Below are 14,328 nucleotides of genomic sequence, written 5' to 3' on the forward strand. Positions count from 1 at the left end.
GGCTCGCGACGCGCACCCCGGTCCGACACGGCCGGGGTGCGCTCGCGAGCCGCGCGACGGGTGCCGGGGCGAGTCTGTGTCACCTCGTCCACGGGGTACCGGCCGGCATCGACGCGGCGGCCCTGGCACAGGAACGGGGGGCCGCCCTGTACTGCGCGGTCCCCGGAGTGGGGACCACCCCTGGGGCACGCTGCCGCACACCCTCGACCCCGCCCCGTGAACACCCCGGTGGTCAGCCCAGCGAGAGAACCACCAGCGCGGTCGTCGCCGCCGTCTCCGCGAGGCCCCCGAACACATCGCCGGTGACACCGCCGAAGCGCCGGGTGCAGTGCCGCAGCAGCAGTTCCGCGGCCAGGCAGGAAACGCCCACCGCCACCGCGGCACGCACGAGGTCGTACGTCCCGACGAGCGCGCCCGCACCCGCCGCCGCGCCGGCCACGGCCGCCGCCACCAGCAGGGCGCCGCGCACCGGCACGGTGCCCGCGACCGCCGCGCCCAGACCCTCGGGACGGGCCGCGGGCACCCCGGCGCGGGCGGCGAGCGTGAGCGCGAGGCGGGCCGCGGTCGCCGAGACGACGGCCGCGAGGACACCCCGGCCCCACGAGGCGTCGTACGCCTGGGCGAGTGCGGCCACCTGGGCGAGCAGGACGAACAGGAGGGTGATCACGCCGAACGGGCCGATGTCCGACTGCTTCATGATCCGCAGTGCTTCCTCGGCGGGCTTGCCGCTGCCCAGCCCGTCCGCGGTGTCGGCGAGGCCGTCGAGGTGCAGGCCCCGGGTGAGCGCGGCGGGCACGGCGGCGGTGGCCACGGCCGCGAGCGGCGGGCCGGCGCCCATGGCCAGCAGCGCCACGCCCACCAGGGCCGCGCCCGCCCCGACCACCAGACCGGCCAGCGGGGCGCACAGCATGCCGCCGCGCGCCGCGTCGCGGTCCCAGCGGCCCACCTTCACGGGGAGCACGGTGAGGGTGCCGAAGGCGAAGCGGAGGCTGTCGGCGAGGGAGGCCCCGGAGGCGGTCTTGGACATCGGCGCAGGCTACCCGGACGCCCGGAGGGCGGATACGGCGGCGGTGGATAAAGTTCACATATGGGTCATTGGTTTCAGCGGAACGTCATCGAGCCCGGGAAGCTCCCGCTGCTGCTGGCGCTGGCCTCGTTCGTCGTGACCTTCGTGGTCACCCGCGCCATCGTGCGGCTCATCCGCGCCGGCAAAGGGCCCTTCGGCAACGTCAAGGCCGGTGATCTGCACATCCACCACGTGGTGCCCGGGGTCGTGCTCACGGTGATCGGCGGCTTCGGCGCGGTGGCCAGCAGCCGGTACGGGGCCGGGGCGTGCGCCAGCGCCGTGGTGTTCGGCATCGGAACGGGCCTGGTGCTCGACGAGTTCGCGCTGATCCTGCACCTCGACGACGTCTACTGGACCGAGGCGGGGCGCAAGAGCGTCGAGGTCGTGGTGGTCACGGCGGCCCTCGTAGGTCTGATGCTCAGCGGCTTCTCGCCGTTCGGCGTCAACGACGTCAGCGACCAGGAGGCGCAGGACCGCGCCAGCGTGATCGTGACCATCGCCCTGAACTTCCTCTTCGCGCTGCTCTGCCTCAGCAAGGGCAAGGTACGCATGGCCATCTTCGGGGTGATCGTTCCCTTCATCGCCCTCATCGGCACGCTGCGGCTGGCCAAGCCCGGTTCACCGTGGGCCAAGCGCTTCTACCGGCGCCGGCCGCGCGCCCGCGCCCGGTCAAGGCTGCGCACCTACCGGCACGACCGCCGCTGGGCGGGCCCCAGCCGCAGGGCTCAGGAGTGGATCGGCGGTAAACCCGACCCCGCGCCCGACCGCTCCCTGCCCGAACGGCGGTGACGCACCGCGGACAGGCAGCACACGACCAGCACGGCGGCGATGGCCGCCAGGTGCTCCTTGCCCGCCAGGTTGTCCTTGACGAGCACCTCGGCCACCATCGCCCCGATCACCACCCCCGCCGTCACATACGCCCGGTAGCGCCAGCCCAGGAACACCGCCAGGCCCACCACGGCAGCCGACGGCCCGGTGTCGACGACCAGCGAGTCCGCCCCGGGCAGCCCCAGCGGACGGTGCGGGCCGAGCGCGATGCCGGCCCGGGCGTACAGCGTCCCCGCCAGCGTGGCGACGTACGCGATGACGAGCGTGCGCCACCAGCCCAGACAGATCTCGGCGATCCCGAACACGACCAGCATCTGCGCGAGCGCGCCCCACACGGGCAGGTCCAGGGCCGGTACGAACAAGGAGAGCGGGGTGCGCAGCAGGGCGAGCCACAACGGGTCCTCGGCCCGGACGGCGCCCGTGTTCTGCACCAGCTGATAGCCCCAGGACTGGTTCTGGACGAACTGGAGGACGGCCGTCAGGCACACCGCGCCGAGGGTCATGGGGACCGCCCGCCACCCCCTCGCCTTCAGGGCCCGGCGCACGGTGGCGTACAGCAGACCCCACTCGGCGCGGGCCCAGCGGGCGAGTGTGCTCATCCGGGCGTCCCCACGGCTCTCCTCACGTCGGTCCTCGTCCGTCCCGTCGGTCTCATCTGTGCGACTCCAAGTGCTTGCGGTGCAGCCACTTCGGCAGGCCCGGCGCCTCCAGGAACCCCTCGGCGCGCGCGGACGCGACACCGATGCGCAGCAGGTCCGCGCTCTTCTCGAAGAGCAGGAACCGCGGCTCCCAGATGGGCCGGTACTTGGCGTTGGCCCGGTACAGCGACTCGATCTGCCACCAGCGGGAGCAGAAGCTGAGCAGCGAGCGCCACAGCCGCAGCACCGGGCCCGCGCCGAGACGCGCGCCACGTTCGAAGACCGAACGGAACATGGCGAAGTTGAGTGAGACCTGAGTGATCTCGATCTCCCGGGCGCGCCGCAGGAGTTCGATCACCATGAACTCCATGAGCCCGTTCTCCGCGTCGCGGTCGCGCCGCATCAGGTCGAGCGAGAGCCCGCCCGGCCCCCACGGCACGAAGGACAGCACCGCCCTCAACCCGCCCTCGGCGTCCGTGCATTCGAGCATCACGCACTGCCCGTCCTCGGGGTCGCCGAGCCGGCCGAGCGCCATGCTGAAGCCGCGCTCGGTCGCGCCGTCGCGCCAGTCGTCCGCACGCTCCAGCAGATAGGCCATCTCGGCGGCCGGGATGTCCTCGTGCCGCCGGATGCGTACCCGGTAGCCCGCCCGCTTGACCCGGTTGTAGGCCTGCCGGACCGTCCGCATGGCCCGTCCCTCGAGGGTGAACTCGGCTGTCTCGACGAGGGCTTCGTCGCCCAGCTCCAGGGCGTCGAGTCCATGCCGGGAGTAGATGGTGCCCGCCTCCTCGCTCGCGCCCATCACCGCCGGGATCCAGCCGTGCTCCCGGGCCTCGGCGAGCCAGGGCTCGATGGCGCCGGGCCAGGCCTCGGGGTCGCCGATGGGGTCGCCGCTCGCCAGGGAGACCCCGCCCACCACGCGGTACGCCACCGCCGCCTTGCCGGTGGGCGACCAGACCACGCTCTTCTCCCGGCGCAGCGAGAAGTAGCCCAGTGAGTCCCGGTCGCCGTTGCGGTCGAGCAGCGCGCGCAGCCGCTTCTCGTCGTCCTCGGTGAGCGGGTCGACGGCGCGCCGGGAGCGGAAGGCGGCGTAGAGGACGGCGAGTACCAGCAGGGTGCTGAGCACGTTGATCGTGACGTTGACCCAGTTCGGCGTCGCGATCCCCGGGTAGCGGGAGTCGTCGGCGGCGACCGAGACGAGCCGCAGGGTGCCGTAGCGCCAGCGGTCCAGGAAGGTCGAACGGTGCGCGTCGTGCGCGTTGTTGGTGACCGTGACCAGCAGCGCGGCGAGCAGCGAGGTGACCAGCAGCCCGCCGACCGCGACGGCCGCGGCGAGCTTCGGGTTCGACCGGTCGCCCTTGGCGTAGAACTCCCGGCGGCCCAGGACCAGGGAGCCCACGAAGGCTGCGGTCAGCGCGAGCGAGACCCAGTTCTGGGCGTACTGGCGGATCTCAGGGAACGCCATCGCGACGCCGAAGAGCAGCAGGAACAGGCCGCTGAGCACGGAGTTGAGGATCCAGGCGGCCCGCTTGCGCCGCCGCATCGTGATGGCCAGGAACATCGTGAACACACCGGAGGCGAAGCCCGCGGTCAGCAGATAGGGCGTGAAGTAGTTCTCCGTGTTGTGCCGTCGGACGTCCTGTCCGAGCGACACCCAGGCGGCGCTCAGAAAGTTGATGAACGTGACCGCGCGCAGGTACCACACGGCGAAGGCGGCGGACCGCCGGGAGGAAGCCGTGGACCGCCGGTCCCCGTCACTCCGGCGGGCCGACGCCCGTTCCTGGTCAGCGGCAATTCGGGCATCTCCCATAAAGCGCGATGATATGGGTCGTGGTGGCCCGTGCGGGGGAGGGCCGGTACGGGTGGTGCCCCGCCGGGCGGCGGGTCCTCACCTTGCCGGCCCGCCCCGGCCGGGGGGCACCGGACTCCATGACACCGAAACCGCCCCGCCCGCTCGGCCACTGGCCCCGGCCGGGGCCCGGAGAACAACTGCCGCCCCTGGACGCCCCCTCGGACCGAGGCACCCGACCCCGGTCGCCCCGGTCGGTGAATCTTCCGGCAGGGGTCCGAAAGGCCTGTGTCGTACGGGGTGCCCCTTCGGGCGTGCGGCAGCCCGACTCGTCCAGTGAATCGTCCTGGCCGGGACCGGACGGTCGGCGCCGGGCTCGGGCGCCGCCCAGGAACCGGCCGGCTGCTCGTCCCGGCCGGGGGCCGTGGAGTCGGGGTCGGGCCTGGGCGCGGCCTGAGCGCCGAGGCCGGACCCGGTGTCAGGCCTTGGGCTCGGTGTCGGGTCCGGTGTCGGTCTCGGTGCCGCTCTCGGGCTCGGCGTCGGATGCGGCGCCGGGCTCGGAGTCCAGCTCGGGCTCCGCTTCCGGTGCCGCCTCCGCCTCCGGGGAGGGGGCCTCCGGCAGGTCCGCGGCGAGGCTCGCCGCGGCCTGCACCAGGGGCAGGGCGAGCAGGGCGCCCGCGCCCTCGCCCACCGTCACCCCGTGGTCGAGCAGCGGTTCGAGGGCCATCCGGTCCAGCGCCTTGGCCTGCGCCGGTTCCCCGCTGCGCTGCCCCGCCAGCCACCAGTCCGGCGCGCGGAAGGCGACCCGCTGACCGACCAGCGCGCACGCGGCCGACACGACCCCGTCGAGGATCACCGGCATCTTCCGTGCCGCGCTCTGGAGCAGGAACCCGGTCATCGCCGCCAGGTCGGCCCCGCCCACCGTCGCGAGCAGCTGAAGCTGGTCCCCGAGCACGGGCCGGGCCCGCCGCAGGGAGTCGCGCACGGCGGCGCACTTGCGCATCCACGCGAGGTCGTCGATGGCCTGCCCGCCCCGCCCGGTCACGACGGAAGCGTCGGTCCCGCACAGCGCCGCGACCAGGACGGCCGCCGCCGTGGTCCCGCCCACGCTGATGTCGCCGAGCACCACCAGGTCCGTACCGGAGTCCGCCTCCTCGTCCGCGATGGCGACCCCGGCCCGGAACGCGGCCTCCGCCTCCTCCAGGGTCATCGCGTCCTCGACGTCGATCCGGCCCGAACCACGCCGGATCCGGTGCCGTACGACCTCGTCGGGCAGCCCCTCGGGATCGGCCTCCAGCGCCATGTCGATCACGCGCACCGGCACGCCGAGCCGGCGGGCCAGCACCGACGCGGGGCTCGCGCCCTCCAGGACCGCCCGCACCAGACGGCCGGCACTGCCCGCGGGGCGCGCCGACACACCGAGGGCGGCGATCCCGTGGTCGCCCGCGAACAGCACGGCACGCGGGTGCTCGATCGGCCGCACCGGCACCGCGGACTGCGCCGCCGCCAGCCACTCACCCAGGTCGTCGAGGCGGCCCAGCGCCCCGGGCGGCACGGTCCGGCGCTCCCGGTACGCCTCGGCGTCACGGCGTACGCCTCCGTCGGGACGCTCGATCAGATCGGTGAAGTCGTCGAGATTAAGCGAGCTCATTCGCCGAACAGTACCGGCAGCGATCGAACGCGTCCGCGCCACGTCGTTGCACTCCGGATCCCCTTCGCATACGTACCGTTTGTGTCGGATTGTCGTACAGCTCGTCCCCGACAGGAGCGCCCATGCCCCCCACCCCGCAGCCGGTCTCCGAACGCCGGGCCGCCTACGCGGCCGAACTCGCCCAGGGCACCGCCCGGTTCCACGAACCGCGCCGCGCCGACTGCCCCTGGTGCGGCTCGAAGCGCCTGCGCACCCGGCTGCGTACGCCGGATCTGCGGCAGCGCAAGCCGGGGACGTTCGTCGTCGACGAATGCGGGGACTGCGCCCACGCCTTCCAGAACCCCCGGCTCACCCCCGAGGGGCTGGCCTTCTACCACCGGGACCTCCGCGAGGACGCCCGGGACAGCCTCGCCGAACGGCTGCTCGGCGCCCGCGGCGGAGCCGGACGCCACCTCGCGGCGGCCCGCGCCATGCTGCCCTTCCCGGAGCCGGAGAGCTGGCTCGACATCGGTACCGGGCACGGGTACTTCCCGGAGGCGGCCAAGGAGGTCCACCCGTACACGTCCTTCGACGGGCTCGACCCGACACGGCGCGTCGAGAGGGCGCGGGCGGCGGGACGGGTGGAGGAGGCGCACGTCGGGCGGCTCACCGACCCGCGGATCGCCGAGCGGCTGCGGGCCCGCTACGACGTCGTGAGCATGTTCCACCATCTGGAGCACACGCCCGACCCGCGCGAGGAACTGCGCGCCGCGCTCCAGGTGTTGCGCCCCGGCGGACATCTCCTCGTCGAAGTGCCCGACCCCGACTGCGCGTTCGGCCTGCTGCTCGGCAAGTGGTGGGTGGCGTACGGCCAGCCGCGCCATCTGCATCTGATGCCGCTGCCCAATCTGCTCGGCGAGCTCGAATCCCTCGGCTGCGTGGTCGTCGCGACGGACCGGCGTGAGCCGCACATCCCCCATGATCTGTCGGGCGCCCTCGCCCTGGCCCTCGGGCGCGCCCTCCCCGGCCCCGACGTCCCCTGGCGCCCGGCACCCCCGACCCCCTTCCAGCGCACCGCGCGCCTGGCCCTGACCCGGGCGTCCGCCCCGCTCCTGGCCTCGACCGCCGCGCTGGACCGCCTGATGGCCCCCCTGCTCCGCCGCACCCGCTTCTCGAACGCGTACCGCGTCGTGGCCCGCAAGGAGGTCTGAGCCCGCCGCCCGCCGCCCGCCGCGAACCGGGGTCGGGCGGGAGCGAGCGAGCGCGGGATGGACGGGGGCCAGCGCGGGACGGACGGGACGGACGAGAAGCGGGCCGGGGTCAGCCCCGCAGCTTCAGGACCTGTCCCGCCACCACCAGCAGCACGTGCTCGCACTCCCCGGCGAACGCCGCGTTCAGCCGCCCGAGTTCGTCGCGGTAGCGGCGCCCGGAGGCCGTGGCGGGGACGATGCCCGAGCCGACCTCGTTGGAGACGGCGACGACCGTGCGGCGGGTGTTCCGGACCGCGCCGACGAGCTCCTCCACGCGGGCGCGCAGGGCGCGTTCGCCGCCGCCGGACCACTCGGCGTCGTCCCAGGCGTTCACCGAGTCCATGGCGTCCGTCAGCCACAGCGAGAGACAGTCGACGAGCAGGGGCGGTCCGTCCTCCGCGAGGAGGGGGGCCAGGTCGCAGGTCTCGACGGTCTGCCAGGAGCCGGGCCGCCGTTCACGGTGGACGCTGACCCGCTGCGCCCATTCGGAGTCCCCGCCCCGCGTACCTCCCGTGGCGACGTACAGGACGTCGGGGAAGGTCTCCATCCGCCGTTCCGCCTCCAGCGACTTGCCCGAACGCGCCCCGCCGAGCACCAGCGTCCTGCGCGGCACGTCGGGTACGTCCTCGTAGACGCCCACGTCGAGCGTCGTCCCGTCGGGCACGGCCCGCGCGCCCGCCGCGGCGAGCCGCCGCCGCAGTTCGGGGCCCGGGGGCACGTCGTGGTCGAGGTGCACCGCGATCACGTCCGTCGTCGGGTCGACCGCGCCGACCGCGCGCAGCTTCGCCAGGGCGTCCGGGCGTCCCACCACGTCGAGGAGGACCATGTGGTAGACGTCCCCCTTCTCGTCCAGACCGGCCGGCGCGGCGCCCGGCGGCAGGTACAGCAGCTGCCGCCCGTCCGGGCCGGTCACCGCGTACCCCGTGCCGGGCGCGTCCATCGGCACCGCCCGCACCCGGTGTCCCGTCAGCAGCGCCAACTCCCGTCCGTCGGGCACCCGGCCGGGCTGCGGCAGCCCGGCGGCCACCTCCACGGCGGGCCCGTCGTGCGGATGCGAGAGCAGTACCTGCCGTACGCCGCCCAGCGAGTGTCCGGCGCGGGCGGCCGCGAACGCGGCGCCGGGGGTGAGGTCGAGCAGCAGTGTGCCGTCCACGAGCAGCGCGGTCGCCGCCCGCGCCCTCTCGCCGAGCGCGGTCGCGCACGCGGCGCAGGGACAGTCGGGGCGGGGCAGGCCCGCGGGGGCGCCGGTGCCGAGCAGAGTCAGTTCCACGTCGCCGATTTTTCCGTGTCCCCGCACGTCTTGCGCGTCCGGCTAGGCTTCGGACGGGAGACGGATCTTGTCCGGCTTCCGCTGTGCAGTGTGCTCACATCTTGGAGGCGTACATGGCGGCATGGACGTGGCGGTTCGAGAAGTCCGACGGGACAGAGGTCCAACCCGCGGTGCAGCCCGAGGAGTTCACCACCCAGGGCGACGCCGAGTCCTGGATCGGCGAAGTGTGGAAGGACCTTCTGGCGGGCGGCGCGGACCAGGTGTTCCTCTTCGAGGACAGCACGAAGATCTACGGTCCGATGAGCCTGCACGCCGAACCGGAGTAGGCCGGTAGGGGTTGCCGGGTCCCACCCCGGCAACCCGCCACCGCCCACCGCGGCGACCCAGCCGAGCGAGACCCCGGCACACCCCGGCGACACGGTCCCCGGCCGGCCCCTCGTCGTGAGCACGTGCCGGGAACGGCCGGTCGTCCGGCGTTGACAGGCCGGGGCCGTCGTCCGGTTCCGCAGGGGAACGGCAGTCGGCCGACTCCGCCGGGGGCGGGTCGGCCTTCGGCTCTGCCGGGCCGGGAGCCCCCGTGGCTCCGGGCGTCTCCGGGCCCGCCCGGGTTGTTCCGCCCGGCCCCGAAGGGGGCTGTCCCGGACCCGTCCGGAGAGGGGGGTCAGCCCCGCACGCCGCACAGGTGCAGCAGCGCCGCCACCTGGCGGTAGGGATCCGTGCGCCCGGCGCGCTCCTCCGCGGCCAGCAGTGTCTCCGTGTCCGGCGGAACCGGCGCGCCGTCGGCCGCCGTGTCCGTGAAGACGCGCACCCCGTACCAGGCGTGCAGCGGAGCCCCGATCCCGGCGAGCGTGCCGGTCAGCGTGGCGAGCCGGTCGGCGCGGACGCCGAGACCGAGCCGGTTCGTGTACGCGGTCGTGTCGAACGAGGCCAGCGTCGCCGCCCAGTCCCCGCCGATTCCGGGCCGCATGGCCAGCGCGTCCGCGTTGCGCACCAGCAGCGAGAGCAGCCCGCCCGGGGCCAGCATCCGCGCCAGCCCCGCCAGCAGCGCGTCCGGCTCCTCGACGTACATGAGCACGCCGTGGCACAGCACCACGTCGAAGCTGCCCGGCAGGAAGTGCACGCCGGTCTCGCGTCCGTCGCCCTCGATGAGGCGCACCCGGCTCCGGATGCCCTCGGGCTCGGCGGCCAGCGCCTGACGGGCCATGGCCAGCATGGTGGCGTCCTGTTCGAGCCCGGTCACCTGGTGGCCGGCCCGCGCGAGCCGCAGGGCCTGTGTGCCCTGGCCCGTCCCGACGTCCAGCACCCGCAGGCGCTGTCCCACCGGATACCGCCCGGTTATCTGCTCATCGAGCTGCCGGGCCACCAGTTCCTGCCGTACGACATTCCGCAGCCCGCCCAGCTTGCTCAGCCAGGCATCCGCCGCGCCCCCGGAGAACGACGTAGTGCTCAGGGCCGCTCTCCGCGCTTGACCTGCGGCTTCGGCAGCCGGAGTCGACGCATCTGGAGGGTACGCATCAGCGCGTAGGGGACCGCGCCCTTCTTGGGCAGGTCCGGGAAGCGCGTGCTGAGCTGCTTCTTCAGGCGGATCGTGATGTTGATCGAGTCGACCACGATCATCACGATGATGACCAGCCAGAGCAGCAGCGCGACGTTCTTGAGCGAGGCGACCGGCACCACGCTCAGGACGAGGATGATCACGGCCATCGGCAGGAAGAACTCGGCGATGCAGAACCGCGAGTCCACGAAGTCGCGCGCGAACCGGCGCACCTTGCCCTTGTCGCGTGCGGGCAGGTAGCGCTCGTCACCGCTGGCCAGCGCCTGGCGCTGCCTCTCCATCTGCGTACGGCGCTCGTCGCGCTGTCGCTTGGACGCCTCCTTGCGCGTCGACGGCGTCTGGGCGACGCTGCGGCGCTGGGTCTGGGCCTCACTGCGCTTGGGCGTGGGGCGCCCCTTGGGGGCCTGAGGGTCACGGGTCACTTTGGAGTCGGTCACCAGCGCCTTGTCGGCGGGGGCCTTCTCTTCCTTCGCGCGGCTACGGAACACAAAACCCAAGGGTACGGGGTCCGCGGGCATGGACGTCGATCGAGTGGGGAACGATCCGGCAACACCGTGCGTCTGTAGTGGGACAGAGGGGATGTCGCCCCCGGGTGGACCCCGGGTGCCACCTACTCCTTACGCCGGAGCGGTGGCGGCCGCAGTCGTCCTTGGGGATGAGCGCATCCGTCCCCGAACAGTGCGGTAATGGATGCGGGGCCCGTACTGTGGGTCCTGTTGCAGTACCTGGAGCTGGAGTCCGTCAGAAGGGGGCGCGCGAAGCCCATGAGCGGTGTCATGAAGCGTATGGGGATGATCTTCCGCGCGAAGGCGAACAAGGCCCTTGACCGGGCCGAGGACCCGCGCGAAACCCTCGATTACTCGTATCAGAAGCAGCTGGAGCTGCTCCAGAAGGTCCGGCGCGGTGTCGCCGACGTGGCGACCAGCCGCAAGCGCCTCGAACTGCAGCTGAACCAGCTCCAGAACCAGTCCACCAAGCTGGAGGACCAGGGCCGCAAGGCCCTCGCGCTCGGCCGCGAGGATCTTGCCCGTGAGGCGCTGTCGCGCCGCGCCGCGCTCCAGCAGCAGGTCACCGACCTGGAGACGCAGCACCAGACCCTGCAGGGCGAGGAGGAGAAGCTCACCCTCGCGGCCCAGCGGCTTCAGGCCAAGGTCGACGCCTTCCGTACGAAGAAGGAGACGATCAAGGCCACGTACACGGCGGCCCAGGCGCAGACCCGGATCGGAGAGGCCTTCTCCGGCATCTCCGAGGAGATGGGCGACGTCGGCATGGCCATCCAGCGTGCCGAGGACAAGACCGCGCAGCTCCAGGCGCGGGCCGGCGCGATCGACGAGCTGCTCGCCTCCGGAGCGCTCGACGACCAGTCCGGGCTCGCCAAGGACGACATCCAGAGCGAGCTGGACCGGATCTCCGGTGGTACGGATGTAGAGCTGGAGCTTCAGCGCATGAAGGCGGAACTGGCCGGCGGCTCGTCGGCGCAGCAGCAGGCGATCGAGGGCGGCCCGGGTCAGTCCCAGCCGTCGTCGCAGCCGCAGGACACTCCGCGCTTCGACAAGCAGTGACCTGGCGGGCCCATGCCTGAGGAGGGCGACATGATCGTACGGATCATGGGCGAGGGGCAGGTGAGGCTGGACGACGGCCACCTCACCGCCCTGAACAAGCTGGACAACGAGCTGCTCACCGAGATGGAGAGGGGCGACGAGCCCGGCTTCCGCCGCACCCTCGGAGCCCTCCTGGACGCGGTGCGCCGCGCCGGGACCCCGCTCCCCGACGACTCGCTGGAGCCGTCGGAGCTCATCCTCCCGTCTCCGGACGCCACCCTCGAAGAGGTCCGCGAGATGCTGAGCGACGACGGCCTGATCCCCGGCTGAACCCCTTCAGCACCCCGACCGCTCTGCCGCCACCGGCGGAGAGCGGCCCGCGGCACGTCCGCAGGCCACCCGGGCCGGCACCGAGAAGCCCCCGCCCCGCGGGCGGCACACCCAGCCCCCGGCCCCGGCGGGCGACACCGCACGGCTCGTCCCGAGCCCGGCCGGCGGCACACCCGGCGCCCTGGTCCGGCGGGTGCGCCGAACTGTCCGCGCCCGGTCCGGGGCGACGCCGCACCGCCCGTCGCGAGCCCGGCGGGCGGCGCGCGCTCTCCGAGTCCGGTGAGCCCGTACCCCCGTACCGCGTCCGGTGACCCACCTCGGTCCCGCGTCTCACGAGCGGCCCGCTCGGCTCTCCCAGCCCGCGGGCGGAACCCCCGGTGCCGGTCCGGGAGCTGTGGCCCGCTCCCTGTCCAGGCGGGGAGCGCCGCTTCGTACCGGTCGGGTTCAAGCCCGGCAGGGGCCCCGTACCGTGGACCGGGTGAGCACCCTGGAGCGTATGAGGGACTGGCTGCGGGCCCACCCCCTCGCCCTGGACGCCGCGCTCGCCGCGGGCGTCCTCGTCAGCATGGTGGCCGGCTCCTTCGTCGACCCGCACGGGGCCGACGGCACGACCTGGGGTGCCCGCACCCCGGACGCCCTCAGCCTCGCCCTCATGGTCCTCGGCTCCGCGGCCCTGGTCTTCCGCCGCCGCGCCCCGATGAAGGTCCTCGCGGCGACCGTCGCCGTCTCCCTGGTGGAGCTGGTGACCGCCGACCCCAGGGCCCCGGTCGCGATGTGCGCCGTCGTCGCCCTCTACACCGTGGCCTCGGCCACCGACCGCCCCACGACCTGGCGCGTCGGCCTGGCCACCATGACCGTCCTGACGGCGGTCGCGATGCTCGCCGGACCTCTGCCCTGGTACGCCCAGGAGAACCTCGGCGTCTTCGCCTGGACCGGCATGGCCGCCGCGGCGGGCGACGCCGTCCGCAGCCGCCGCGCCTTCGTGCACGCGATCAGGGAACGCGCCGAACGGGCCGAGCGCACCCGTGAGGAGGAGGCGCGCCGCCGTGTCGCCGAGGAGCGGCTGCGGATCGCCCGCGATCTGCACGACGTCGTCGCCCACCACATCGCGCTCGTCAACGTGCAGGCCGGAGTGGCCGCCCATGTGATGGACAAGCGCCCCGACCAGGCCAAGGAGGCCCTCGCCCACGTACGGGAGGCCAGCCGGTCCGCGCTGAACGAACTGCGCGCCACCGTGGGCCTGCTGCGCCAGTCCGGCGACCCCGAGGCCCCGACCGAGCCCGCTCCCGGACTGGCCCGGCTCGACGAGCTCGCCGACACCTTCCGCAACGCGGGGCTCCCCGTGGAGGTGGCCCGCTCCGACCACGGCACCGCTCTGCCCGCGGCCGCCGACCTCGCCGCGTACCGGGTGATCCAGGAAGCCCTGACCAATGTGCAGAAGCACGCGGGCCAGGCGGCGAAGGCCGAGGTCAGCGTGGTCCGGGTCGGCCCCATGGTGGAGGTGACCGTCCTCGACAACGGCCCCGGACAGGACACCGCCCCGCAGGAGGGCGGCGGCCACGGACTGCTCGGCATGCGGGAGCGCGTCACCGCGATCGGCGGGAGCTGCACGGCCGGTCCCCGCTACGGAGGCGGCTTCCGCGTCCATGCGATCCTTCCGGTCAAGAACCACGCGCCTGCCCTGGGGGACCCCGTATGACGATCCGTGTCGTGCTCGCCGACGACCAGGCGTTGCTGCGCAGCGCGTTTCGCGTGCTGGTCGACTCGGAGCCGGACATGGAGGTCGTGGGGGAGGCGTCGGACGGCGCCCAGGCCGTGGCGGTGACCCGGGACGAGCGGGCCGACGTGGTGCTGATGGACATCCGGATGCCCGGAACCGACGGCCTCACCGCCACCCGGCTGATCACCGCCGACCCGGGCCTCGCGCACGTACGCGTCGTGATGCTGACGACCTTCGAGGTCGACGAGTACGTGGTGCAGTCGTTGCGGGCCGGCGCTTCCGGGTTCCTCGGCAAGGGCGCCGAGCCCGAGGAACTGCTGAACGCCATCAGGATCGCCGCGGGCGGCGAGGCGCTGCTGTCCCCGGCGGCGACCAAGGGCCTGATCGCCAGGTTCCTCGCGCAGGGCGGCGGCGCGGACGACGGGCGCGGGGCCGCGCGCTCCGAGCGGCTCGACGCGCTCACCGGGCGCGAGCGCGAGGTGCTCGTCCAGGTCGCCGCGGGCCACTCCAACGACGAGATCGCCGAGCGCCTCGAAGTGAGCCCGCTCACGGTGAAGACACACGTCAACCGGGCCATGTCCAAGCTCGGCGCCCGTGACCGGGCACAACTGGTAGTCATCGCGTACGAGTCCGGCCTGGTACGCCCGAGGGTGGACTGAGCGTTACCTGCCCGTACTGCGCCTGGAGTAGGTTCCGGGTAAGGAAATGGAC

General features: G+C 73.5%; 14 protein-coding genes. 7 read left to right on the forward strand and 7 right to left on the reverse strand.

The annotated features are described in order from the left end of the window. Positions 1-232: 232 nt before the first annotated feature. Complete coding sequence (locus ACZ6KY_RS00485; RefSeq protein WP_469308088.1) at positions 233-1,027, reverse strand: adenosylcobinamide-GDP ribazoletransferase; 795 nt, start codon at positions 1,025-1,027, stop codon at positions 233-235. Positions 1,028-1,087: 60 nt separating this feature from the next. On the opposite strand from ACZ6KY_RS00485, the gene ACZ6KY_RS00490 reads away from it, so the two are divergent. Beyond that, entirely contained in the window at positions 1,088-1,855 is a 768-nt protein-coding gene (locus ACZ6KY_RS00490; RefSeq protein WP_469308089.1) for a hypothetical protein, read from the forward strand. Here ACZ6KY_RS00490 and ACZ6KY_RS00495 read toward each other — a convergent pair. The 3 genes from ACZ6KY_RS00495 to cobT form a co-directional block, all read right to left on the reverse strand. After that, positions 1,792-2,493: a hypothetical protein gene (locus ACZ6KY_RS00495; RefSeq protein WP_469308090.1), complete on the reverse strand. Its 702-nt coding sequence runs from the start codon at positions 2,491-2,493 to the stop codon at positions 1,792-1,794. The genes ACZ6KY_RS00490 and ACZ6KY_RS00495 overlap by 64 nt on opposite strands. Positions 2,494-2,545: 52 nt before the next feature. Then, on the reverse strand, positions 2,546-4,342 hold the full coding sequence (locus ACZ6KY_RS00500; protein WP_469308091.1) for a phosphatidylglycerol lysyltransferase domain-containing protein: 1,797 nt from the start codon (positions 4,340-4,342) through the stop codon (positions 2,546-2,548). Positions 4,343-4,799: 457 nt separating this feature from the next. Beyond that, positions 4,800-5,972: a nicotinate-nucleotide--dimethylbenzimidazole phosphoribosyltransferase gene (gene cobT, locus ACZ6KY_RS00505; RefSeq protein ID WP_469308092.1), complete on the reverse strand. Its 1,173-nt coding sequence runs from the start codon at positions 5,970-5,972 to the stop codon at positions 4,800-4,802. Positions 5,973-6,094: 122 nt separating this feature from the next. Between cobT and ACZ6KY_RS00510 the strand changes: the two genes are divergently transcribed. Continuing rightward, positions 6,095-7,162 (forward strand): class I SAM-dependent methyltransferase, encoded by a 1,068-nt coding sequence (locus ACZ6KY_RS00510; protein ID WP_469308093.1) that lies wholly within the window; start codon positions 6,095-6,097, stop codon positions 7,160-7,162. Between the two features lie 109 nt (positions 7,163-7,271). Here the strand turns inward: ACZ6KY_RS00510 and ACZ6KY_RS00515 are convergent, their stop codons facing one another. Beyond that, complete coding sequence (locus ACZ6KY_RS00515; RefSeq protein ID WP_469308094.1) at positions 7,272-8,471, reverse strand: bifunctional adenosylcobinamide kinase/adenosylcobinamide-phosphate guanylyltransferase; 1,200 nt, start codon at positions 8,469-8,471, stop codon at positions 7,272-7,274. Positions 8,472-8,584: 113 nt separating this feature from the next. Between ACZ6KY_RS00515 and ACZ6KY_RS00520 the strand changes: the two genes are divergently transcribed. Next, positions 8,585-8,797, forward strand: a complete 213-nt coding sequence (locus ACZ6KY_RS00520) for a hypothetical protein (RefSeq protein WP_081216814.1) — start codon at positions 8,585-8,587, stop codon at positions 8,795-8,797. A 335-nt stretch (positions 8,798-9,132) separates the two neighbouring features. Here the strand turns inward: ACZ6KY_RS00520 and ACZ6KY_RS00525 are convergent, their stop codons facing one another. Both ACZ6KY_RS00525 and ACZ6KY_RS00530 read right to left on the reverse strand, forming a co-directional pair. Further along, positions 9,133-9,834, reverse strand: coding sequence for a class I SAM-dependent methyltransferase (locus ACZ6KY_RS00525; protein WP_469308095.1), 702 nt, complete (start codon positions 9,832-9,834; stop codon positions 9,133-9,135). An 83-nt stretch (positions 9,835-9,917) separates the two neighbouring features. Continuing rightward, entirely contained in the window at positions 9,918-10,544 is a 627-nt protein-coding gene (locus ACZ6KY_RS00530; RefSeq protein ID WP_469308096.1) for a DUF3043 domain-containing protein, read from the reverse strand. Positions 10,545-10,790: 246 nt separating this feature from the next. Between ACZ6KY_RS00530 and ACZ6KY_RS00535 the strand changes: the two genes are divergently transcribed. From ACZ6KY_RS00535 to ACZ6KY_RS00550, 4 genes are all read left to right on the forward strand, one after another. After that, positions 10,791-11,588 (forward strand): PspA/IM30 family protein, encoded by a 798-nt coding sequence (locus ACZ6KY_RS00535; protein WP_469308483.1) that lies wholly within the window; start codon positions 10,791-10,793, stop codon positions 11,586-11,588. A 30-nt stretch (positions 11,589-11,618) separates the two neighbouring features. After that, entirely contained in the window at positions 11,619-11,897 is a 279-nt protein-coding gene (gene pspAA / locus ACZ6KY_RS00540) for a PspA-associated protein PspAA (protein ID WP_469308097.1), read from the forward strand. Between the two features lie 478 nt (positions 11,898-12,375). After that, positions 12,376-13,596, forward strand: coding sequence for a sensor histidine kinase (locus tag ACZ6KY_RS00545; protein ID WP_469308098.1), 1,221 nt, complete (start codon positions 12,376-12,378; stop codon positions 13,594-13,596). After that, the gene (locus tag ACZ6KY_RS00550; RefSeq protein WP_469308099.1) at positions 13,593-14,276 is read left to right on the forward strand and encodes a response regulator; all 684 of its coding nucleotides are present in this window, start codon (positions 13,593-13,595) and stop codon (positions 14,274-14,276) included. Before ACZ6KY_RS00545 ends, ACZ6KY_RS00550 begins: the two co-directional genes overlap by 4 nt. The last annotated feature ends 52 nt before the right edge of the window (positions 14,277-14,328 follow it).

This window comes from Streptomyces sp. NPDC042002 (assembly GCF_055588305.1).

Coding starts and splice junctions, on each gene's coding strand:
- ACZ6KY_RS00530 (WP_469308096.1), bottom strand. CDS start 10,544: ATGCCCGCGGACCCCGTACCCTTGGGTTTTGTGTTCCGTAGCCGCGCG.
- ACZ6KY_RS00490 (WP_469308089.1), top strand. CDS start 1,088: ATGGGTCATTGGTTTCAGCGGAACGTCATCGAGCCCGGGAAGCTCCCG.
- pspAA (WP_469308097.1), top strand. CDS start 11,619: ATGATCGTACGGATCATGGGCGAGGGGCAGGTGAGGCTGGACGACGGC.
- ACZ6KY_RS00495 (WP_469308090.1), bottom strand. CDS start 2,493: ATGAGCACACTCGCCCGCTGGGCCCGCGCCGAGTGGGGTCTGCTGTAC.
- ACZ6KY_RS00485 (WP_469308088.1), bottom strand. CDS start 1,027: ATGTCCAAGACCGCCTCCGGGGCCTCCCTCGCCGACAGCCTCCGCTTC.
- ACZ6KY_RS00535 (WP_469308483.1), top strand. CDS start 10,791: ATGAGCGGTGTCATGAAGCGTATGGGGATGATCTTCCGCGCGAAGGCG.
- cobT (WP_469308092.1), bottom strand. CDS start 5,972: ATGAGCTCGCTTAATCTCGACGACTTCACCGATCTGATCGAGCGTCCC.
- ACZ6KY_RS00500 (WP_469308091.1), bottom strand. CDS start 4,342: ATGGGAGATGCCCGAATTGCCGCTGACCAGGAACGGGCGTCGGCCCGC.
- ACZ6KY_RS00550 (WP_469308099.1), top strand. CDS start 13,593: ATGACGATCCGTGTCGTGCTCGCCGACGACCAGGCGTTGCTGCGCAGC.
- ACZ6KY_RS00510 (WP_469308093.1), top strand. CDS start 6,095: ATGCCCCCCACCCCGCAGCCGGTCTCCGAACGCCGGGCCGCCTACGCG.
- ACZ6KY_RS00520 (WP_081216814.1), top strand. CDS start 8,585: ATGGCGGCATGGACGTGGCGGTTCGAGAAGTCCGACGGGACAGAGGTC.